A 20,120-nucleotide genomic window follows, 5' to 3' on the forward strand; every position below is an offset into this window, starting at 1 on the left:
GGGCACTTCACAACAACAAGGACGTTGTAGGCTGCCCGCGCGCGATGGCTTACTTCATTGAGAGGACAATGCCGTGCGAGATGACCTGTTAACCGTACCTTTACCCAGGCTGGATCGTTTGATGGCGTTGCGTGACGCACTGGTGGCGTTGAAGGGGCCGCTGGCCGACGATCCCAGGCTGCGCGAAGACCTGCAAGAGCGCCTGTTCAATGAAGAAACCCACAGTCGCGTGCTGGGCAAGATCAACCCAACGACGGCCACAGCCACCGGGCCGATCACCTACGGCGACGCCTTTTAACTGCATTTGTTTTGCATTTAACCTTCATTAATATGCAGTAGCGCCCCTGGATCAAGCGCGGCACACTGCACAGGTTCCTTCCCCCAATGTTGGAACCTTCAAAGGGCTGTTCCGGGAAACCAGGCAGGCCTTTTTTTTCGCCCGCTGTTTATGGACCGTCTTTCAATGCTCGCTCGCTGGTTACCCGCTGCAATCAACACCCGTCCCGCCGAATGGAGCCGTGCAGCCATCGGCATGGCCCTGGGCACGCTATTGAGTGTCTGGGCTTGTGCCCAAGTATTCGGCATGGAGGTGGCCCTGCACCTGCTCGGCCCTCTGGGTGCCTCGGCGGTGCTGTTGTTTGCCGTGTCATCGGGCGCGCTGGCCCAACCCTGGTCGATCATCGGCAGTTACCTGTGCGCAGGCGTGGTGGCGCTGCTGGTCGCCCGCGTCCTGGGGCGCACCTTGGGCAGCGCGTGCCTGGCGGCGGGTATGACAGTGGTCCTCATCTGCTGGCTACGCTGCCTGCACCCGCCGGCCGGCGGCTTGGCCATGACCCTGGTGCTGGCCGATCCGGCATCTGTCGCCCTTGGCTGGTACGAACTGGCGCCGGTGATGCTCGGCGCTGGCGCCCTGCTCGCCTGTGCGCTGGCCTATAACAACGCCACGCGCACGCGTTACCCCAAGGGGCTTGCCGAGCCTGCACCGGTTATCCTGGGCACTGCCACCGCCGTCAGCGAGCCGAGCATCACGGCAGCCGACCTCAAGCTGGCGCTGGCCGAGATGGAGCAGTTCTACGACGTCGAACCGACAGAGCTGGAGCAACTGATCCACGCCGCCGAGGGCCATGCCCGGCGTCGCAGTATCGGCGAGGTTCTGGCCAGCCGGGTGGTTTGACCGGCACTGCATAAATGCAACAACGACCTGCAGGATTCCGGGTTGTACGGGGCAAATTTGCACTGGTACGATCACAAGAGAGTTCACCCGCGAACATCTTGATAAAGACAATAAAAGCAGGGAGTTAGAGATGACTGCTCAGGTTTCATCCCAAGCAAGCCACGCCGAGGTCCAGCAGGACGCTGTCTTGGCACAGGTGCGTAACCATATCGGCCACCTCACCCTCAATCGTCCCGCCGGCCTGAATGCCATCACCCTGGACATGGTCCGCCAGTTAACCGCGCACTTGCAGGCCTGGGCCGTCGACCCCGAGGTCTACGCCGTGGTACTGCGCGGCGCCGGCGAGAAAGCATTTTGCGCTGGCGGCGACATCCGTTCGCTGTACGACAGCTTCAAGCAAGGCGACACCCTCCACCAGGATTTCTTCGTCGAGGAATATGCCCTCGACTTGGCCATTCACCACTACCGTAAACCCGTAATGGCATTGATGGACGGCTTCGTCCTCGGCGGTGGCATGGGCCTGGTGCAAGGCGCAGACCTGCGGGTAGTCACCGAACGCAGCCGCCTGGCGATGCCGGAAGTGGCCATCGGGTACTTCCCGGATGTGGGCGGCAGCTATTTTCTCTCGCGTATTGCTGGCGAGCTGGGCACCTACCTTGGGGTGACCGGGGTGCAGATTCGCGCGGCGGATGCCTTGTATTGTGGGTTGGCAGACTGGTACATCGACAGCGCCAAGCTGGTTGAGCTGGACCAGAAACTCGACGGCCTGCAATGGCACGACTCGCCGCTCAAGGACTTGCAAGGCGCACTCGCCAAGCTCGCCGTACAGCAACTGCCCGACGCCCCGTTGGCGGCCTTGCGCCCGGCCATTGACCATTTCTTCGGGTTGCCGGACGTGCCCAGCATCGTCGAGCAACTGCAACAAGTCACCGTGGCTGATAGCCATGATTGGGCGCTGACCACCGCCAACCTCATGCAGACCCGCTCGCCCCTGGCCATGGCCGTGACCCTGGAGATGCTGCGCCGTGGCCGCCACTTGCCACTGGAACAGTGCTTTGCCCTCGAACTGCACCTGGATCGCCAATGGTTCGAGCGCGGCGACCTGATCGAAGGGGTTCGCGCCCTGATCATCGACAAGGACAAGGCTCCGAAGTGGAACCCGCCCACCCTCCATGCGCTGGATGCCAGCCATGTCGAGAGCTTCTTCCGCGACTTCGTGCAGATTGGGAAATAAGCCATGCAAGATCTTGAATACACTGAAGAACAAGTGATGATCCGCGACATGGCGCGTGATTTTGCCCGTGGCGAAATCGCGCCCCATGCCCAAGCCTGGGAGAAAGCCGGCTGGATCGACGACGCCCTAGTGGCGAAGATGGGCGAGCTGGGCCTGCTGGGCATGGTGGTACCGGAAGAATGGGGCGGCACCTATGTCGATTACGTCGCCTACGCCCTGGCCGTGGAGGAAATCTCCGCCGGTGACGCTGCGACGGGCGCGCTGATGAGTATCCATAATTCAGTGGGTTGCGGGCCGATCCTCAACTACGGCACAACCGAACAGAAAAACACCTGGCTGTCCGAACTTGCCAGCGGCCAGGCCATCGGTTGCTTCTGCCTGACCGAACCCCAGGCCGGTTCCGAAGCCCATAACCTGCGCACCCGTGCCGAGTTGCGTGACGGGCAATGGGTCATCAATGGCGCCAAGCAGTTCGTCAGCAATGGCAAGCGCGCCAAGCTGGCCATCGTGTTCGCCGTGACCGACCCGGAACTGGGCAAGAAAGGCATTTCGGCGTTCCTGGTACCGACTGATACCTCAGGTTTCGTGGTCGACCGCACCGAGCACAAGATGGGCATTCGTGCGTCAGACACCTGCGCGGTCACGCTCAACCAATGCAAGGTTCCCCAAGCCAACCTGCTGGGTGAGCGCGGCAAGGGCCTGGCCATCGCCCTCTCCAACCTGGAAGGCGGACGCATCGGCATCGCCGCCCAGGCCCTGGGCATTGCCCGCGCCGCGTTTGAAGCCGCGCTGGCCTACGCCCGTGATCGGGTGCAGTTCGACAAGGCAATCATCGAACACCAGAGCGTGGCCAACCTGCTGGCTGACATGCAAACCCAACTCAACGCTGCGCGCCTGCTGATCCTCCACGCCGCACGCCTGCGCACCGCCGGCAAACCCTGCTTGTCCGAAGCCTCCCAGGCCAAGCTGTTCGCCTCGGAAATGGCCGAACGGGTCTGCTCCAAGGCAATGCAGATCCATGGTGGGTATGGGTATTTGGAGGATTACCCGGTGGAGCGCTACTACCGGGATGCACGGATCACGCAGATTTACGAAGGCACCAGCGAGATACAGCGGCTGGTGATCGCAAGAGAGCTCAAGAACTACCAGCTCTAACCGACACCACACAAAACCCTGTGGGAGCTGGCTTGCCTGCGATGCAGACACCTCGGTACATCAGGTACCGATCAACGCTAACCACGATGCGAAGCGAGCCGCTCTTGCTCTTGCTCTGCTTGTGATCTTGATCTGGCTTTTGATCTTAGGCGCCCCGTTAAACCACGCTGGCCGAACGCAGGCTTGAATTCGTGGGTAACCCGGCAGGACGCCGGGTTAGCCGCCCCGCGCCATGGATGGCGCGTGGCGGCGGCCCACGGATTCAAGACTGTGTTCGGGCACACCGAGCCTAGGCGAGGTGCCGAGTGGTGGGGCAAGAGCGTTTTGCTTACTTTTGCGCTTTTCAAAAGTAAGACGCCGTCAGGGCGGAACCCTAAGTAGCCGTTACCTAAATAACGGATATGTACTCAGTCCAACTGTGTTGACTGCCAGGCCACCTTCGCGAGCAAGCCCGCTCCCACAGTAGGATCGCGGGGGTATCAGGTAGATAGGTGTCGGCTGGCAGGCCGCCATCGCAGGCAAGCCAGCTCCCACAGTTGGATCGTTGGGGTGTCAGGTAGCTAGGTGTCGGCTGGGAGGCCCCCATCGCAGGCAGGCCCCCCCCCCCCACCAGGTTACTTATCCTTGAATTCCGGCGCCCGCTTGGCCACAAACGCGGCCATGCCTTCCTTCTGGTCCTGGGTCGCAAACGCCGCATGAAACACCCGACGCTCAAAACGCACGCCTTCAGACAGGCTGACTTCAAACGCACGGTTCACACTTTCCTTGACCATCATGCTGATCGGCACGGATTTACCGGCGATCAGGGTAGCCACCTTCAGCGCCTCTTCCAGCAACTCATCGGCGGGGATAACACGCGCCACAATCCCGCAGCGCTCGGCCTCTACCGCGTCGATAAAACGCCCGGTCAGGCACATCTCCATGGCCTTGGCCTTGCCCACCGCACGGGTCAGGCGCTGGGTGCCGCCCATGCCTGGCAGCACGCCCAGGTTGATTTCCGGCTGGCCGAACTTGGCGGTGTCGCCGGCAAGGATAAAGTCACACATCAAGGCCAGTTCACAGCCGCCGCCCAGGGCGAATCCATTCACGGCGGCAATGATCGGCTTGCGGCGGTTGGCCACACGGTCGCTGTCGCTGAACAGGTCGTCCATATAAATCTGCGGGTAGGTCAGCTCGGCCATTTCCTTGATGTCGGCACCGGCCGCGAAGGCTTTTTTCGAGCCGGTCAGCACGATGCAACCAATTTCCGGGTTGGCTTCCAGGCTGTCCAGCGCCTGGTTCAGCTCGCTGACCAGTTGTGCATTCAAGGCGTTCAGTGCGCTGGGGCGGTTAAGTGTGATCAGCCCGACACGGCCCTGAACGTCAAGCAGGATGGTTTCGTAACTCATGTCTCGGCTCCTTAAAGATTGCGTGAGATGACCATGCGTTGAATATCGCTGGTGCCTTCGTAAATCTGGCAGACCCGCACATCGCGGTAGATCCGCTCCAGGGGGAAGTCGTTCAGGTAACCGTAACCGCCCAAGGTTTGCAAGGCGGCCGAGCAGACTTTCTCGGCCATTTCCGAGGCAAACAGCTTGGCCATGGACGCCTCCACCAGCGCTGGTTTGCCGCTGTCACGCAGGGCAGCGGCGTAATGCACCATCTGCCGGGCGACGGCGATCTGGGTGGCCATGTCGGCCAGGCGAAAGGCGACGGCTTGGTGTTCGATCAGCGGCTTGCCAAAGCTTTCACGTTCACGGGCATAGTCGCGGGCCGCTTCGAAGGCGGCGCGGGCCATGCCCACCGACTGGGACGCGATGCCCACGCGGCCACCTTCCAGGTTGGCCAGGGCAATTTTATAACCTTCGCCCTCCTCGCCCAGGCGGTTGGCCACCGGCACTTTCACGTCTTCAAACAGGATCTGGCAAGTGTCCGAGGCATGTTGCCCCAGCTTGTCCTCCACCCGCGCCACCGTGTAGCCCGGCGAATCGGTGGGCACGATAAACGCGCTGATTCCGCGCTTGCCCGCAGCCGGGTCGGTGACCGCAAACACAATCACGATCCCGGCGTTTTGCCCGGAGGTGATGAACTGTTTGCAGCCGTTGAGTACATAGTGGTCGCCTTCAAGGCGCGCCCGGGTTTTCAGGCTGCTGGCATCGGAGCCGGCCTGGGGTTCGGTCAGCGCAAAAGCACCCAGCATAGCGCCGCTGGCCAAGGGCGTGAGGAACTGCTCTTTCTGCTGGTCATTGCCAAATTTGAGGATCGGCACGCAACCCACCGAGTTGTGCACGCTCATGATCGTGGAGCACGCACCGTCGCCCGCGGCGATTTCTTCCAGGGCCATGGCGTAGGCCAGGTAGCCGGTGTCGCAACCGCCCCACTGCTCTGGCACCAGCATGCCGAAAAAGCCCAGTTCGGCCATTTCCGCGATGGCCTCCTTGGGAAAGCGATGCTCGCGGTCCCACTCGGCGGCGAAGGGTTTCAAACGTTCCTGGGCAAATTGCCGGGCGGCGTCGCTGATTTGCAGTTGTTCGTCATTGGGCAACATAGGTCATCCTCAATACAGGCATTCAACGGCCATCGCCGTGGCTTCACCGCCGCCAATGCAAATGGCTGCGACGCCACGCTTGAGCCCCTTCTGGCGCAGGGCCGCGAGCAATGTCACCAGGATACGTGCGCCAGAGGCGCCAATGGGGTGGCCCAGTGCGCAGGCGCCGCCATGCACGTTGACCTTGTCGTGGGGAATCTCCAGCTTGCTCATGGTCACCAGGCTGACCACGGCGAAGGCTTCGTTGATTTCGAACAGGTCCACCTCGTCGAGGCTCCAGCCGGTCTTGCTCATCAGCTTACGGATCGCCCCCACCGGCGCCACCGGAAACAGCCCAGGCTCATCGGCAAACGCGGCGTGACCATGGATCACCGCCAAGGGCTTGAGGCCACGCTTGAGCGCCTCGGACTCACGCATCAGCAACAACGCCGCCGCGCCATCGGAGATCGAGCTGGAGTTGGCTGCTGTCACTGTACCGCCGTCACGGAACGCCGGTTTCAGGCTGGCGATCTTGTCCAGCTTGGCTTTCGGCGGTTGTTCATCATGGAGGATGGTTTTTTGCTCCTTGCCCACGGTGACCTGCACCGGGACGATTTCGCTGGCAAAGCTGCCGTGGGTGATGGCCTCCTGCGCGCGGGTCAGGGAGGCGATGGCGAACGCGTCCTGGGCTTCACGGGTAAAACCGTTGTGCTCGGCGCAGTCCTCGGCAAAGGTGCCCATCAGGCGCCCCTTGTCGTAGGCATCTTCGAGGCCGTCGAGGAACATATGGTCAAGCACCTTGCCGTGGCCCATGCGGTAGCCGCTGCGCGCGCGGTCCAACAGGTACGGGGCATTGGACATGCTTTCCATGCCGCCGGCGATCACCACATCGACGCTGCCAGCGCGCAGCGAATCGTGGGCCAGAATCGTCGCTTCCATGCCGGAGCCGCACATCTTGTTGAGGGTGGTGCAGCGCGTGCCCTTGTCCAACCCGGCGCCCAGGGCGGCCTGGCGGGCAGGTGCCTGCCCAAGCCCGGCAGGCAGCACGCAGCCAAACAGGACTTCGTCGACGGCATCGGTGGCGATACCGGCACGCTCGACCGCCGCACGAATGGCGGCAGCGCCCAGCTGCGGCGCGGTCAGGCTTTTAAGGTCGCCCTGAAACCCGCCCATGGGCGTGCGCACGGCGCTGACAATCACAATAGGGTCGTTCATAGCCATTGCTCCTTATTTGGCCGCCATGCGCAAGGCACCGTCGAGACGGATCACCTCGCCATTGAGCATGCTGTTTTCAATGATGTGGCGTACCAGCGCGGCATATTCGGCGGGTTTGCCCAGGCGTGGCGGGAACGGCACGCCGGCCGCCAGGGACTCACGCACCTCGGGGGTCATGCCGGCCATCATCGGGGTTTCGAAAATGCCCGGCGCGATGGTCATCACACGGATACCAAAGCGCGCCAGTTCCCGTGCGGCAGGCAAGGTGAGGCTGGCAATCGCGCCCTTGGAGGCGGCATACGCAGCCTGGCCAATCTGCCCATCGAAGGCCGCCACCGAGGCGGTATTGATGATCACGCCGCGTTCGCCGTCGGCATTCGCCTCGGTTTCAGCGATCGCCGCAGCGGCCAGGCGCAGCAGGTTGAAGCTGCCGATCAGGTTGACGTTGATCACCTGGGCAAAGTTTGCCAGGCCATGCGGGCCATTCTTTCCGAGGATCTTCTCGCCACGCACCACACCCGCGCAGTTGACCAGGCCATGCAAGCCACCAAATGCGTCTACCGCTGCCTTCACCGCTGCTTCTGCAGCGGCTTCCTGGCTGATGTCCGCCACGGCACTGCGGGCGTTGTCGCCCAGTTGCTGGGCCTTGGCGGCCACAGCGTCGGCGTTCAAGTCCACCAGCATCACCTTGGCACCCGCGGCAATCAGCATTTCAGCGGTGGCCGCGCCGAGGCCCGACGCGCCGCCGCTGACCAGGAATACCTTGTTTTCAATCTGCATCGTTGTTTCCTTTTAAAGAGATCAAGCCACGGCCGCCTGGGCCTTGGCTATTTCCTGATTGCGCAAAATAAAGCGTTGCAGCTTGCCGCTCGGGGTCTTGGGCAAGTCGCTGACAAATTCGATTTCCCGTGGGTACGCATGGGCGGCCAGGCGCTGGCGCACATGCAGGCGCAGCTCTTCGGCCAACTCGGGGGTGGCGCGGTATTGCTCGCTGATCACCACAAAGGCTTTGACCAGCTCGGTGCGCTCCGGGCAAGGCTTGCCGACCACCGCAGCCTCGACCACCGCAGGGTGTTCGACCAACGCACTTTCCACGTCGAAGGGGCCCACGCGATAGCCGGATGTAGTGATCACGTCGTCGCTGCGCCCCACGAAGCTGATGCTGCCGTCCGGGTTCAGCTCCACGGTGTCGCCGCTGAGGTAGTACTTGCCGACGAACGCCTTGGTTTTCACGCCGTCGTATCCGGCGAACCAGCACATCGGCGATTGCTCGCGGTCGATGGCCAGGATGCCGGGCTGGCCGGCCGGCAGCTCTTGATGGTCGTCATCCAGCACCACGATGCGATGCCCTGGCGAGGCAAAACCCGCCGAACCCACGTGCACCGGATGCGCCAGGCCGTGGTGGTTGCACAGCACCATACCCAGTTCGGTCTGGCCGTAATGGTCGTGGATGGTCACGCCCAGGTTGTCGGCGAACCAGCGAATCACCTCCGGGTTCAACGGCTCGCCGGCGCTGCTGACGATGCGCAGCTTGCCCTTGATCGAACGCGCGAACTGTTCGCCACCGGCAATCAGCAGGCGATACGCCGTGGGCGAACCGGTGAGGTTGGTGATTGCGTATTTATTGATCACCCGGCAGGTGCTTTCCAGGGTGAACGGGCCATCGTAGAAGGTGATCGGGTGCCCCATGGACAACGGCCCGGTCACGCCGAAATAGATGCCATAGGCCCAGCCAGGGTCTGCGACGTTCCAGAACGCGTCCTCAGGGCGCAAGTCCACGGCGTCGCGCATGTAGCCCTGGAACGCGACGATGGCCTTGAGCGGCACCGACAGCGCCTTGGACGGGCCGGTGGTGCCCGAGGTGAACATCAGCAGGAACGGCTCCTCTGCGCCCAGTAGCACCGGCTCGCAGTAAGAAGAGTAATTGGGCAGTTCGGCCCAGAAGCTGTAATCGCCACGCACGATGCCTTCGCCCTTGGCTCCGGCCACCGTGACGATGGTCGGGCAGTCGGCGACTTCAGCCAGCTTTGCGCGGTTCACTGCATCGGTGACTACCAGCGCTGCACCGGAACTGTTCAAGCGATGTTCAATCGCCTTGGGCCCGAATGCGGTAAACAGTGGCTGATAGACCGCGCCGATGCGCCAGGTCGCCAACACCACCACCAGCAATTCGGCGGTACGCGGTAACAGGCCCGCCACCTTGTCACCGCGCTTGACGCCCTGGGCCAGCAGGAAGTTGGCAAAACGCGCGGCCTGCTCCTGCAGTTCGGTAAAGGTCGAGGTGGCGCTACGCCCGTCCTTGCCTTCCCAGAACAACGCGATACGCCCCGGCAGTGCGTGACGGTCACAACACTCCACACAGGCATTGAGCGCTTGCAGATTGCCGGCCAGTGCGGCGTCGACGGTGTGCTGGTAATCAAACTCGGTGGTGGCAGCCAAATACTCACGCATCGCTTTCTATCCTTCTGTGTTTTTATTTTCAGGACATTTTCAACTCGATAAAACCGCTGAAATAGTCGCTCCAGAGCGGCGCAGCGGCAATGGTCAAAGCTTTCAACTTGGCTGACTGGTTTGGCCATGGCTATCTGTAGGAGCGAGCTTGCTCGCGAAAAACTCACAGGCGCCGCGTTTAATCAGAATGCGCGCGTTATCGTTGCCGTTTTTCGCGAGCAAGCTCGCTCCTACAAAGAGTCATTGAGTCGACTGATCAGACGGTCGATCCAAGTGATTGGACGCTCCGGGTGCCAGCTTCTACCCTGATGATCTGCGCCGCCACAGAAGCCCGCCATGATCGTTCGCCCCAAACCCAACGTACTGGGTATCCTGTTCTCCCTCAAAGGCTCCATTGCCAAGCGCATTGCCTGGCGCAGTCTGCTGGTCACGCTGTTGGCCTCGGTCATCGTGCTGGTGGAAACCCTGCACCCCGCCTATTTTTCCAAGGTCAACGCTACGCCCTTCACCTTGCTGGGCTTGTCGCTGTCGATCTTCATGAGTTTTCGTAACAACGCCTGTTACGACCGTTGGTGGGAGGGCCGCAAGCAACTGGGGCAAATGGTCATTGACGTGCGTTCGCTGATTCGCGAGACCCAGGTGCTGGGGGACACCGCCGAGCGTGCTGGCCTGCTGCGCGGCCTATGCGGTTTTGCGCATGGTTTGGTCGCGCATTTGCGTCATGAAGATCAAGCCCGGGCGATACACCCTTGGATCACCGTGCCAGCCAGCCACCCCAACCTGTCGGACAGCGTGCTGCAAACGGTCGGTGCCCGCTTTTCGGTCCTGGCCCAACAGGGTGTGATCAGCGAATGGCGCTACACCCAGCTGGAAAGCCGGTTGGTCAGCCTGAGCCAGGTGCAGGCGGCGTGTGAGCGGATCAAGACCACGCCACTGCCCTTCCCCTACACCCTGCTGTTGCACCGCACCATCTACCTGTTCTGCATCCTGCTGCCGTTCGCCATGGCCGAGCCACTGGGCTGGTTGACGCCGGTGTTCACTGCGATCGTCAGCTACACCTTCTTTGGCCTGGATGCTATTGGCGACGAATTGGAGGACCCTTTTGGCTTCGACGAAAACGACTTGCCGTGTGACGCCATCCTGCGGACATTGGAGCGTGAGATTCTCGCAGCCCTGGGTGAAGTCAACCTGCCGCCTGCGTTGGAACCAGCGGACTACGTGCTGACCTGACGCAAGTTTGACACTCGCCGTGCGCTGACCGAAGCTGTCCACTTTTAGCTGCCCAAGCTTTCGGACGCCTGCATGTCAAAGTCACGCCGTTACTCCATCATCGGCCTGTGCGCCCTGTTGCTGATCGTACTGATCATCTGGTTTTTCTCCCGCACCCCGACAGTGGCCGTACCCCCAGCCATCGCCCATGGCTATTCCAAGGCCTTGAAGCAAGCGCATAACGGCGAGCCCGGCGCCGCACGTGTGTTGTACCAACAGTTGGGCCGGCCGGACCTGTCGCCCGAACGCCGCGCCGCCTTGCATGCTGAATTGCCCAATTACCCCAGCCCCCAGGCGCTTAAGCTGGCCGATAAAGACCTGGCCAATGAATCGGCGCTGGTGCGCGAAGCCGCGATTCACAGCATCGTCGGCCTGGTGCCCACCGGCCAACGCACCCTGCTGCTCGGCCCGGTGCTGGACGACCCCGAACAACCGGTGCGCTTTGCCGCCGCCAATGCCTTGCTCGGCCTGTCGCCCGACACCCTGGGCCTGTACTTTGGCCCGCTGCAGCAGGTGCTCGACGAATTCGTGAAAACCCTCAAGGCCCAACCCGAAACCGCCGAAGGATGGATTCAATTGGCGCGCCTGTACATCCACAGTGCCCTGCTGCCGGAGGCGCAAAACGCCCTGGAGCAGGCAATGCGTTTACAGCCGGACAACCTGCAAGCGGTGGTATCGCAAATCGAACTGCTGGATAAACAAGGCAAGACCGACGACTCGCGCCAACTGTTGGCCCGGCAACTGGCGGCGCATCCGGAATCGGCCTACCTGCAACATGCCTTGGGCATGTGGCTGCTGCACCATGGCGAGCGCCCCTACGCCCTGCTCGGCCTGTCCAAGGCGGTGGAGCTTGAACCGGACAATCCGGATTATCGCTACGACCTGGCCACCACCCTGCACGCCCAGGACGAAGTAGAGGCGGCCCAGCGCCAGTTGGAAGAAATCGTCCAGCGTGATCCCGCCAACCGCAAAGCCCGTGTGTTGCTGGTCAATTACTGGAAAGAGACCGGGCAGTTGCAGAACGTCCAGGTGCTGCTCGCCCAACTGGAGCAACAAAACCCCGATGATCCGGCGCTACAGCAGGGCCTGTAGGAGCGAGCTTGCTCGCGAAGATCGTTAACGATAACGCGGGCTGCCTGGTTCACAGCGGCGCCCTCCGGCTCTTCGCGAGCAAGCTCGCTCCTCCCTTCGTACAATTCATCCAAAACGTTGAACCGCTACGTGCCACTACGGTCAAGTGAATATGGCGCGTCCTAGCGGGCGTGCACCTCTACTTGTACGTGACCTGAGGGCACTTCTTGAGTACATCCAATCAGCTGTTGAGTGAAAAGGCGGCCACCGGCATCGAAGGTCTTGATGACATTCTTGCCGGCGGGCTATCGCGTAGCCACGTGTTTTTGCTTGAGGGCGAACCCGGCACCGGTAAAACCACCGTGGCCCTGCACTTCCTGCAGGCCGGCGCGCAGAACGGCGAACGTTGCTTGTATATCACCCTGTCCGAAACCGAGCACGAATTGCGCCAGGGCGCTAAATCCCATGGCTGGGACCTCGATGACCATATTCATATCTTCGAACTGACCCCACCCGAAAGCCTGCTCAACGCCGAACACCAGCAAAGCCTGCTGTACTCCTCCGACCTGGAGCTGGGCGAAGCCACCCGCCAGATCTTTGAAGTGGTAGAGCGGGTCAAGCCGACCCGCGTGGTGGTCGACAGCCTGTCTGAGATCCGCCTGTTGGCGCAAAGCTCGTTGCGCTATCGCCGGCAGATCCTGGCGATCAAGCACTATTTCGTGCGCTATGACGCTACCGTATTACTGCTGGATGACCTGACCACCGAATCCCTGGATAAGACCGTGCACAGCGTGGCCCACGGGGTGATTCGCCTGGAGGAACTGACGCCCAACTACGGTGCCGAGCGTCGTCGCATCCGGGTGGTGAAATACCGGGGCCAGAAATACCGTGGCGGCTTTCACGACTTCACCATCATGGGCGACGGCATTCACGTATTCCCGCGCCTGGTAGCGGCCGAGCATCGCGGCGGTTACAACCGTCAAACCTTGAGCAGCGGGATCGAGGAATTGGATTCTCTGCTCGGCGGGGGAATCGAGACCGGCTCCAGCAGCCTGATTCTCGGCCCGGCCGGTACCGGCAAGTCGCTGATCTCGATGATCTTCGCCGCTGCTGCCGTGGCCCGTGGCGAAAAGGCTGCGCTGTTTATCTTCGATGAAGAGCTGGGCCTGCTGTTCGAGCGTATGAAGAACATGGGCATCGACCTCGCGGCTTTGCGAGACACCGGCAATCTGCTGATTGAGCAGGTCGACGCCGCCGAACTCTCCCCTGGCGAATTTTCGCACCGGGTGCGCCGCTGCGTGGATGAGCGCGGTATCAAGACGGTGGTCATCGACAGTATCAACGGTTACCAGGCGGCCATGCCCGAAGAGAACGCGCTGATCCTGCATATGCATGAGCTGCTGCTGTACCTCAACCGCCGTGGTGCCGCGACCTTCATGACGGTGGCCCAGCACGGCCTGGTCGGCGACATGCAGACGCCAGTCGACATCACCTACCTGGCTGACACCGTGATCCTCCTGCGTTATTTCGAGGCGCTGGGCAAAGTTCGCCGGGCCATTTCGATCATCAAGAAAAGAACCGGCTCCCATGAGTCGACTATCCGCGAATACCGCATCGGCAGCCGCGGCATGACGGTGGGTGTGCCCCTGGATAACTTCCAGGGTGTGCTGCGCGGCATTCCGACCTATATGGGCGCCGGCTCCCCCCTGCTCAAGGATGAGGGCTAGTGCCGGCCCTTTCTCCTGTCTCCGAGCGCGCCATCGTGCTGGCGCCCATGGGCCGCGATGGGTCATTGGCGCTGATGATGCTAAACGAAGCCGGCTACAGCGGGATCGTCGCCAATAGCCTGGCCGCCCTGTGCGAAGAGCTGACCCAAGGCGCCGGCCTGCTCATCATTGCGGCTGAGGCGCTGCGTGGCGTCGACCTTGAGCCGTTACTTGAGCTGTTGCATCAGCAGCCGGCCTGGTCCGACCTGCCGATCGTGCTGATGACCCAGCATGGCGGCAAAGAGCAGAACGGCTCGACCCGGCTGAGCGGCTTGCTGGGTAACGTCACGTTTCTGGAGCGGCCATTCCATCCCATCACCCTGATCAGCCTGGTCAGCGCCGCCCTGCGCGGTCGCCGGCGCCAATACGAGGCGCGGGACCGCTTGATTGACTTGAGCGAGAGCGAGCTGCGGCTGCAGCGCACCCTGGAAACCCTCGAGCAGCAAGTGGAAGAACGCACCGCCCAACTGCGCCACAACGAAGAAGCCCTGCGCCAGTCGCAGAAAATGGAAGCCGTTGGCCAGTTGACCGGCGGTATCGCCCATGACTTCAACAACATGCTTACCGGCATTATCGGGAGCCTGGAACTGCTGCGCCGACGTGTGGCGCGAGGCAAACTGGATGACCTGGACGGCCTGATCGACCTGGGCGTGACCTCCGCCAACCGCGCGGCCAGCCTTACCCACCGACTGTTGGCGTTCTCCCGTCGACAATCGCTGGACTCCAAACCCGTGCAGATCAACCAGTTGGTCGCGGCCATGGGCGAATTGTTGCAACGCAGCATCAACGAAAGCATCAGCCTGGACATGCGCTTGAGCGACGCCTTGTGGACGGCCGAAGCCGACCCGAACCAGCTCGAAAGCGCCCTGCTCAACCTGGTGATCAACGCGCGCGACGCCATGCCCACCGGTGGCACGCTCAGGGTGGAAACCACCAACCGCCACCTCGACAGCGTCTTCACCGCCGCCTACGGCACCCTGACACCGGGCGATTACGTAGAGCTGAGTGTCAGCGACAACGGTTGCGGCATACCGCAACACCTGATGGGCCGCGTGTTCGATCCGTTTTTCACCACCAAGCCCATCGGCCAGGGCACAGGGCTGGGGCTGTCGATGATCTACGGCTTCGCTCGCCAGTCTCGCGGGCATGTGACCATCCACAGCGAAGTCAACAAAGGCACGACGGTCAGCTTGTTCCTGCCGCGTTTTATCGGCGAGCCCCAAGCTCAGGAGCCGCTCAATCCGACATTGCTGCCGTTTGCCAACGCAGGGGAAACGGTGTTGATCGTCGAGGATGACCCCGCTGTACGAGTATTGGTCAGCGCCGTGCTCAAAGAGCTGGGTTATGGGTTTATCGAGGCTGGGGACGCGAATACGGCAGTGCCGATCATTGAATCCGAGCAGCGCATTGACCTGATGATCAGCGATGTCGGGTTACCTGGTATGAATGGCCGGCAACTGGCGGAAATCGGCCGGCAAATTCGCCCTGAACTCAAGGTGTTGTTCATTACAGGGTATGCCGAGCATGCGGCCGTACGTGGAGGGTTCCTGGACCCTGGCATGCAGTTGATCACCAAGCCATTTACGTTTGATTTATTAACGGCCACAGTACGGGAGATGATTCGGGAGTAATGAGCCTTTATCAGAACTGACAGCCCTCTCGCTGTGACGAAGGGGCTGATCATGTTTTAGCTTGCCTTAAACTTTACTGGGCGATAATAAAAGGGTATTTCCTTTCCAGACCGAGAGCCGCTAATTCCTTTAGGGCCGGTTTTACTTGTACCAAGGGACAAATTCAGCTGAAGCTGATTGTAGATCCTCTGGTTAATATCAGCGGCTGAAGCCCCGGGACTGGTCAGATTTATATTTTCTTTTAAAGTACCAACGTCTTCAGGCACGACGTACGCACGAACAGGCCCTTGAAACGCCTTGACATCACGCTTTATTAATTTCCCAAATTGGCTCCCAAAAGAATTGGCAGACCCATTGGCTGAGTGACACATCAACAAGCGTACATTGTTGAACTTTTCAGGACTAATGCCCGAAGCGCGAAGATGCTCCAGCAGGTCAGCGGGCGTGTTCTTCTTACCATTGAAAAACATACTCATTGGCTCATTAGTGAGAAGTTGTTTAAAATTCGGATTGACCCCATGGGCACAGATATTAAATCTCTCCACGCCTTTATATTTATCCACATAGCAAAAAATACCATCGCCGAGCACCTTAAAATCCTTGATTTCGCGCCCCAAGTGTAATGCGTTATCACTGGCCAGGCTTTTTTCCAGGTGATTGGTTTTTTTTCTGCGGCGTACCACTTCGCCGACGCCATCTGCGACATCGTCTGCAGTGCCCAAGCTGTCCTCAAAATACCTGGCGGTTTCAGGTGTAAAGTTTTCCAGGGGGTTGCCATAGACTTTGTTCTTGGTTACATCATAAGGTAACCATCTACCAGTCGCCTCATCGAACTTCGCTGCGACGTTCGATACCGGCGCACCGTTGACCGGTTTATAGGTGCCTATTGCAATATCGTGTCTATTGGAGAGCTTAAGTAAATCGACACTGTCGGAGGACCCTGTCAACCTGCCAAACCACTGACGGCTTTTGGATAGCAGTTCCCCCCCTCCGTTCGTCGTCGACCGAAACAAGTTACCCACGCCGGCTGTCGATTTTCCAGCGGCCAGGTACTTTCCGAAGCGGCTTGACCCCGTGCGAGCTGCTCCACTACCCGCCTTTCCTAGCCCTGCGGTGGTAGCGTATAGCACGATATCAAAAATGATATCCGCAGCTGCATCTTTGTAATTGCCGTGTGCCAAATTCCACAAGGCAGACCCTCCGGGTATTAAACCCAGTACCAGGTTACGAAAAAACTCCTGTTTTTCTTTTTCTTGATCAAACGTTGTTACTTCGCGAGTGGAGGCCTTCACATCCTCCATGGCGTAGGATCCTATAATGTTTTTAGAGAGCAACATACCCAAAAAATTACTTCGGTCACTGGAAAATGAATCCGGTAGGAAATCTTCGTTATCTGGGACGCCCCGCACATGGGCGGCGTCATTAGAGGCCGGATGTTTTTGAATGGCATCAACGGTAAATTTTTTTCCAAGGCCGCCGTACTGGATTTCCGTCTCCGGACCTTGAGGCCCCTCATGGAAGGAGTTCTTCCAATCGTCTCGTTTTCGTAGCTCTTTGCGCTGAGGATCAAACTCATAGTAAGTTTCGACACCGTTACGAACGGTTTTAATAATCAGTGACCTGTCTTCCTGATGCCGCGAAAAACCGTCGGAATGGTGTAGAGTGCCCGCACGGCCTGCGAGTGTTTCCGTACGCGTTGTCTGACCTTTTTCATAGATTTCCAAATCGCCCCATTCGATGTTTTTCCGATCTTCCAAGGGTAAGTTGGAAATAAGCTTTTTGGTCACGGTACTCCAGGCCTGCGACAAATCTTCCGCGTACTGATCGAACGCTTGGCTGTGTTTTGTTATTGGATCTGGCATCGTTAAAAGTTGGTTGATGACCGTTTCAGTAATCTTGGGGTTGGTAGAGTGCCACCCCACCGTCAACCCTGCTTTTTTTGCCAAAAAAAGGTCCAGCAGTGAATAACTACCTTCCGGATCTAATGTGAGGGATGGGGTTAGTCTATAGCCATCTGTTTGAGTAACATGACTGCGGATACTTTTTTCTTCAAACGGTATGCCCTCACCTAAGTGCGCCTTGAGCTCGGCCAGTGCTATAGAGCGCTGCGTCGGGGGTGAGGACGTCAATACGTCAGCGGCGCTCAATATCTGCTGTTGCTCCTGACGGAATGCCTTCTGGGTTTCTTCCAGCTGTTCAGCGGTAGGCTCCTTTGTTATCGAGAGCTTGCCATGCGCTTTGCCCCATTCGCGGATCCCAGGCCAGGCCGTCAGCGTTTGAATCTCTTGTTCATGGTCTGTAATAGGGTCAATAGCATCGAAATTAACAATTTCGCTAAAGCTCATTCGTATAGCGGCACCCGGGCTGGTTGCTTCAATCCGGCCTACCGCAGCCTTGAGATTGAGCCAGTTAGCTGAGAGGTAGGTCACGTCGGCGGGAATATCTTTGACACATAGCTCTGGAGCGGCACGACTCAGTAGAAGCATTGCCGCGATTGGAGCGGCCTCTGGTGTGGTTTTGTTTGTCTGCAACAGATGATCGATCAGCCCTTGTTTGATGACGGACAAGGGCTGGTTATTGAACTCAGGCGCGGTGAGATTAAACCCGGCAATGTGATCGGGTTTTGCCTCAACCAGACTTTGTGAGTCCAGTGTCACAGCCAACACCGTCAACAATACTTCCCGTGGTGTGGAGTGTTGCGCCACCTGCCCCATTCGCTTTTTCAGCTCTATGCCTAATTCTTGGCCCAGACCGCTATTGAGGATCCATTGTACGGTGGCGACTGGATCCCCTTGATTGAGTACGGGCCGGGGGACCTGTTTTACCAATGCCCCCAACACATCAGCACTGCCAAGCCGAGCGTCGCTGCTCAAACCAGGCAATGGCGGCTGGTTGTCAATGACTATGCGCACAAGTTCAGACTGGTCCTCGATGGACATTGGCATGGGCCATGCCAATGCACCGGCAAAGTTTCCGTCGGTTGTTTGAGGCAATGCAGGGGAGCCCAGAACATGGATCAGATTTTTCAGTTCGTCCACATTGTTTGGCACGTGCCAGCCATTTGCATGAAGCAGGTCTTGCAGACTGGCGTCGGTTTGTTGCGTTTCTTGTTGGTAGGTTGAGTCTGGGTGGGTCGAGACCCGTGCATCGGCCAGATACCTGGCAAGGAATTCAGGATGGGCCTGGCTAAATTTCTTCAATTTCTCAAGCAGCGCGAATTTGTTGACGCTATCGCCTAGCTCGCGCTTTTGCTGTTCCAGTATCTCGGGCGATTGAGCGCCAAGATCAACATAAGTATCAGCGCCCAACACATCGAATTCCTGGTTATGTTCAAGCTGCGTGGCCCGGGAGAGCACTTCTTCTTTTCTGTAAGGCAGCAGTACCTCACCGTAAAAACGAGCAATCAGAATCAACGGCGCCTGCTGTGGGCGAGTTGGCGCGTCGACGATGGAAGCCCCCAACGCTTTCACGGCCACCATGATCGGCCCCGTAGCCTCCCGCCAGCCGGGGCCTTGTTCCGAACCGCGCAATTCAGTACGTTCGCCATTGATCGTAACGGTCAGTACGTCACTGTGAGGGTTGACGGTGATGGCTTGTGAGGTATCGATATTCTTCGATTTCGCCCATTCCAAGAACGCCGGACTATGTGTAACGTTGTACAGTTGCTGCCACCACGCGCCAAACCGCGAGTCATTAGGAATATCGTCAATTGTTTCATCGCCCGTATTTGTCTGCGTTGCTTGGCGTATAGCACTCGCATAAAGCTCCAACAGCCGCTTATCGCCAGTTGCTCCGCTGGCTTGGGCTTGTTGTATGGGCGCCTCGATAGAAAGCGGCCGCGAGTTCGTCACCGGATCAGACAGGCGGTTGCTTGAGGAAATATTGGAGAGGCTCATGGGTCAACCTTCTGAAAGTCAATTAATCTCGTCGGTGATGAATGTGGCTCAACACCGACGAGATTAATGGGCTGAATCTGTCAGAAGGTTCCAGCTAGAACATATAAAGCAACGATATTTCGACACCGCCTTGGCAAAAGGCATTCATAACTGGCTGAAATATACTTTCGTGACATTATCAAAATTGTTACAACTTTCTTCGTCTAAAAACCAAGATGGATACGAATGTTGCCACTATCTTCTTGCTTGAGTCAGTCTTTCCTCGGATGAGCAGAGTTGCTCAACCTGAAGCCCTTACTCCATCGACTGATGTTGGACTTATCCGCGAGGATTTCCCCCGCGGTAGCTGACGTTGAGAACTTAGGCAAGCAATCGCTGAATATGCTCCTGCAACGTATCCAAATCAAACGGCTTGGCCAGGATAGGCGCATTGCGCGTTATCGGGCTGTGGCAGTCGAGAATCTCCTGCGGGTAACCGCTGATAAAGATCACTTTCAGTTCCGGACGCAACTTGATTGCAGGCTCGGCAATCTGCACGCCGGAAATCCCACCCGGCAGGCGATAATCGGTGACCATCAAGTCCAGGTGCGGCTTGGTCGCAAGGATTTCGAAGGCCTGCTCCCCGTCGATCGCCTTCAAGACCCGGTAGCCCAAGCCTGCCAGGTACTCGCCCAGCACAAACATAATGGATTCGTCGTCCTCGACGATCAGTACGACATCTTGTGCATCTTCACTCATGGGAAGCCTTTGTC

General features: G+C 59.2%; 15 protein-coding genes. 8 read left to right on the top strand and 7 right to left on the bottom strand.

Annotation, left to right across the window (positions count from 1 at the left end):
* The first annotated feature begins 109 nt into the window (after window positions 1-109).
* The 4 genes from ACWHXD_RS14880 (at window position 110) to ACWHXD_RS14895 (ending at window position 3,563) form a co-directional block, all read left to right on the top strand.
* Window positions 110-298, top strand: a complete 189-nt coding sequence (locus ACWHXD_RS14880; protein ID WP_262381714.1) for a type VI secretion system contractile sheath small subunit — start codon at window positions 110-112, stop codon at window positions 296-298.
* A 165-nt stretch (window positions 299-463) separates the two neighbouring features.
* Window positions 464-1,174 (top strand): HPP family protein, encoded by a 711-nt coding sequence (locus tag ACWHXD_RS14885; protein WP_003191232.1) that lies wholly within the window; start codon window positions 464-466, stop codon window positions 1,172-1,174.
* A gap of 130 nt (window positions 1,175-1,304) precedes the next feature.
* Window positions 1,305-2,408, top strand: coding sequence for an enoyl-CoA hydratase/isomerase family protein (locus ACWHXD_RS14890; RefSeq protein WP_138762747.1), 1,104 nt, complete (start codon window positions 1,305-1,307; stop codon window positions 2,406-2,408).
* A gap of 3 nt (window positions 2,409-2,411) precedes the next feature.
* On the top strand, window positions 2,412-3,563 hold the full coding sequence (locus tag ACWHXD_RS14895) for an acyl-CoA dehydrogenase family protein (RefSeq protein WP_138762748.1): 1,152 nt from the start codon (window positions 2,412-2,414) through the stop codon (window positions 3,561-3,563).
* Between the two features lie 614 nt (window positions 3,564-4,177).
* Here ACWHXD_RS14895 and ACWHXD_RS14900 read toward each other — a convergent pair.
* Genes ACWHXD_RS14900 through ACWHXD_RS14920 form a run of 5 tightly spaced genes read right to left on the bottom strand, consistent with a single transcriptional unit; the run spans window position 4,178 to window position 9,735 of the window.
* Window positions 4,178-4,951 (bottom strand): enoyl-CoA hydratase, encoded by a 774-nt coding sequence (locus tag ACWHXD_RS14900; protein WP_138762750.1) that lies wholly within the window; start codon window positions 4,949-4,951, stop codon window positions 4,178-4,180.
* A gap of 11 nt (window positions 4,952-4,962) precedes the next feature.
* Window positions 4,963-6,090, bottom strand: coding sequence for an acyl-CoA dehydrogenase (locus tag ACWHXD_RS14905; RefSeq protein ID WP_034135008.1), 1,128 nt, complete (start codon window positions 6,088-6,090; stop codon window positions 4,963-4,965).
* 9 nt (window positions 6,091-6,099) lie between these two features.
* A complete protein-coding gene (locus ACWHXD_RS14910) occupies window positions 6,100-7,284 on the bottom strand; it encodes an acetyl-CoA C-acyltransferase (protein ID WP_047710882.1) in 1,185 nt (394 codons plus the stop codon).
* A 12-nt stretch (window positions 7,285-7,296) separates the two neighbouring features.
* A complete protein-coding gene (locus ACWHXD_RS14915; RefSeq protein ID WP_138762751.1) occupies window positions 7,297-8,064 on the bottom strand; it encodes an SDR family NAD(P)-dependent oxidoreductase in 768 nt (255 codons plus the stop codon).
* Window positions 8,065-8,085: 21 nt separating this feature from the next.
* The gene (locus ACWHXD_RS14920; RefSeq protein ID WP_138762752.1) at window positions 8,086-9,735 is read right to left on the bottom strand and encodes an AMP-binding protein; all 1,650 of its coding nucleotides are present in this window, start codon (window positions 9,733-9,735) and stop codon (window positions 8,086-8,088) included.
* A 336-nt stretch (window positions 9,736-10,071) separates the two neighbouring features.
* Here ACWHXD_RS14920 and ACWHXD_RS14925 point away from each other — a divergent pair, with 336 nt between their 5' ends.
* The 4 genes from ACWHXD_RS14925 (at window position 10,072) to ACWHXD_RS14940 (ending at window position 15,472) form a co-directional block, all read left to right on the top strand.
* Window positions 10,072-10,965, top strand: a complete 894-nt coding sequence (locus tag ACWHXD_RS14925) for a bestrophin family protein (RefSeq protein WP_098951462.1) — start codon at window positions 10,072-10,074, stop codon at window positions 10,963-10,965.
* Window positions 10,966-11,037: 72 nt separating this feature from the next.
* On the top strand, window positions 11,038-12,096 hold the full coding sequence (locus ACWHXD_RS14930) for a tetratricopeptide repeat protein (RefSeq protein ID WP_098951460.1): 1,059 nt from the start codon (window positions 11,038-11,040) through the stop codon (window positions 12,094-12,096).
* Window positions 12,097-12,302: 206 nt separating this feature from the next.
* Window positions 12,303-13,802, top strand: a complete 1,500-nt coding sequence (locus tag ACWHXD_RS14935) for an ATPase domain-containing protein (RefSeq protein ID WP_032897276.1) — start codon at window positions 12,303-12,305, stop codon at window positions 13,800-13,802.
* Complete coding sequence (locus ACWHXD_RS14940) at window positions 13,802-15,472, top strand: ATP-binding protein (RefSeq protein WP_138762753.1); 1,671 nt, start codon at window positions 13,802-13,804, stop codon at window positions 15,470-15,472. Before ACWHXD_RS14935 ends, ACWHXD_RS14940 begins: the two co-directional genes overlap by 1 nt.
* 56 nt (window positions 15,473-15,528) lie before the next feature.
* On the opposite strand, the gene ACWHXD_RS14945 is transcribed toward ACWHXD_RS14940, so the two are convergent.
* Both ACWHXD_RS14945 and ACWHXD_RS14950 read right to left on the bottom strand, forming a co-directional pair.
* On the bottom strand, window positions 15,529-19,368 hold the full coding sequence (locus ACWHXD_RS14945) for a hypothetical protein (RefSeq protein ID WP_138762754.1): 3,840 nt from the start codon (window positions 19,366-19,368) through the stop codon (window positions 15,529-15,531).
* Between the two features lie 360 nt (window positions 19,369-19,728).
* Window positions 19,729-20,106 carry a response regulator gene (locus ACWHXD_RS14950; protein WP_032897270.1) on the bottom strand — a complete coding sequence of 126 codons (378 nt, stop codon included), beginning with the start codon at window positions 20,104-20,106 and terminating at the stop codon, window positions 19,729-19,731.
* Between the last annotated feature and the right edge of the window lie 14 nt (window positions 20,107-20,120).

The organism is Pseudomonas fjordensis (assembly GCF_976987115.1).

Excerpts from the sequence above, each read along its gene's own strand:
- ACWHXD_RS14920 (WP_138762752.1), bottom strand. The coding sequence starts at position 9,735 with ATGCGTGAGTATTTGGCTGCCACCACCGAGTTTGATTACCAGCACACC.
- ACWHXD_RS14910 (WP_047710882.1), bottom strand. The coding sequence starts at position 7,284 with ATGAACGACCCTATTGTGATTGTCAGCGCCGTGCGCACGCCCATGGGC.
- ACWHXD_RS14945 (WP_138762754.1), bottom strand. The coding sequence starts at position 19,368 with ATGAGCCTCTCCAATATTTCCTCAAGCAACCGCCTGTCTGATCCGGTG.
- ACWHXD_RS14895 (WP_138762748.1), top strand. The coding sequence starts at position 2,412 with ATGCAAGATCTTGAATACACTGAAGAACAAGTGATGATCCGCGACATG.
- ACWHXD_RS14885 (WP_003191232.1), top strand. The coding sequence starts at position 464 with ATGCTCGCTCGCTGGTTACCCGCTGCAATCAACACCCGTCCCGCCGAA.
- ACWHXD_RS14930 (WP_098951460.1), top strand. The coding sequence starts at position 11,038 with ATGTCAAAGTCACGCCGTTACTCCATCATCGGCCTGTGCGCCCTGTTG.
- ACWHXD_RS14905 (WP_034135008.1), bottom strand. The coding sequence starts at position 6,090 with ATGTTGCCCAATGACGAACAACTGCAAATCAGCGACGCCGCCCGGCAA.
- ACWHXD_RS14890 (WP_138762747.1), top strand. The coding sequence starts at position 1,305 with ATGACTGCTCAGGTTTCATCCCAAGCAAGCCACGCCGAGGTCCAGCAG.
- ACWHXD_RS14925 (WP_098951462.1), top strand. The coding sequence starts at position 10,072 with ATGATCGTTCGCCCCAAACCCAACGTACTGGGTATCCTGTTCTCCCTC.
- ACWHXD_RS14900 (WP_138762750.1), bottom strand. The coding sequence starts at position 4,951 with ATGAGTTACGAAACCATCCTGCTTGACGTTCAGGGCCGTGTCGGGCTG.
- ACWHXD_RS14950 (WP_032897270.1), bottom strand. The coding sequence starts at position 20,106 with ATGAGTGAAGATGCACAAGATGTCGTACTGATCGTCGAGGACGACGAA.
- ACWHXD_RS14915 (WP_138762751.1), bottom strand. The coding sequence starts at position 8,064 with ATGCAGATTGAAAACAAGGTATTCCTGGTCAGCGGCGGCGCGTCGGGC.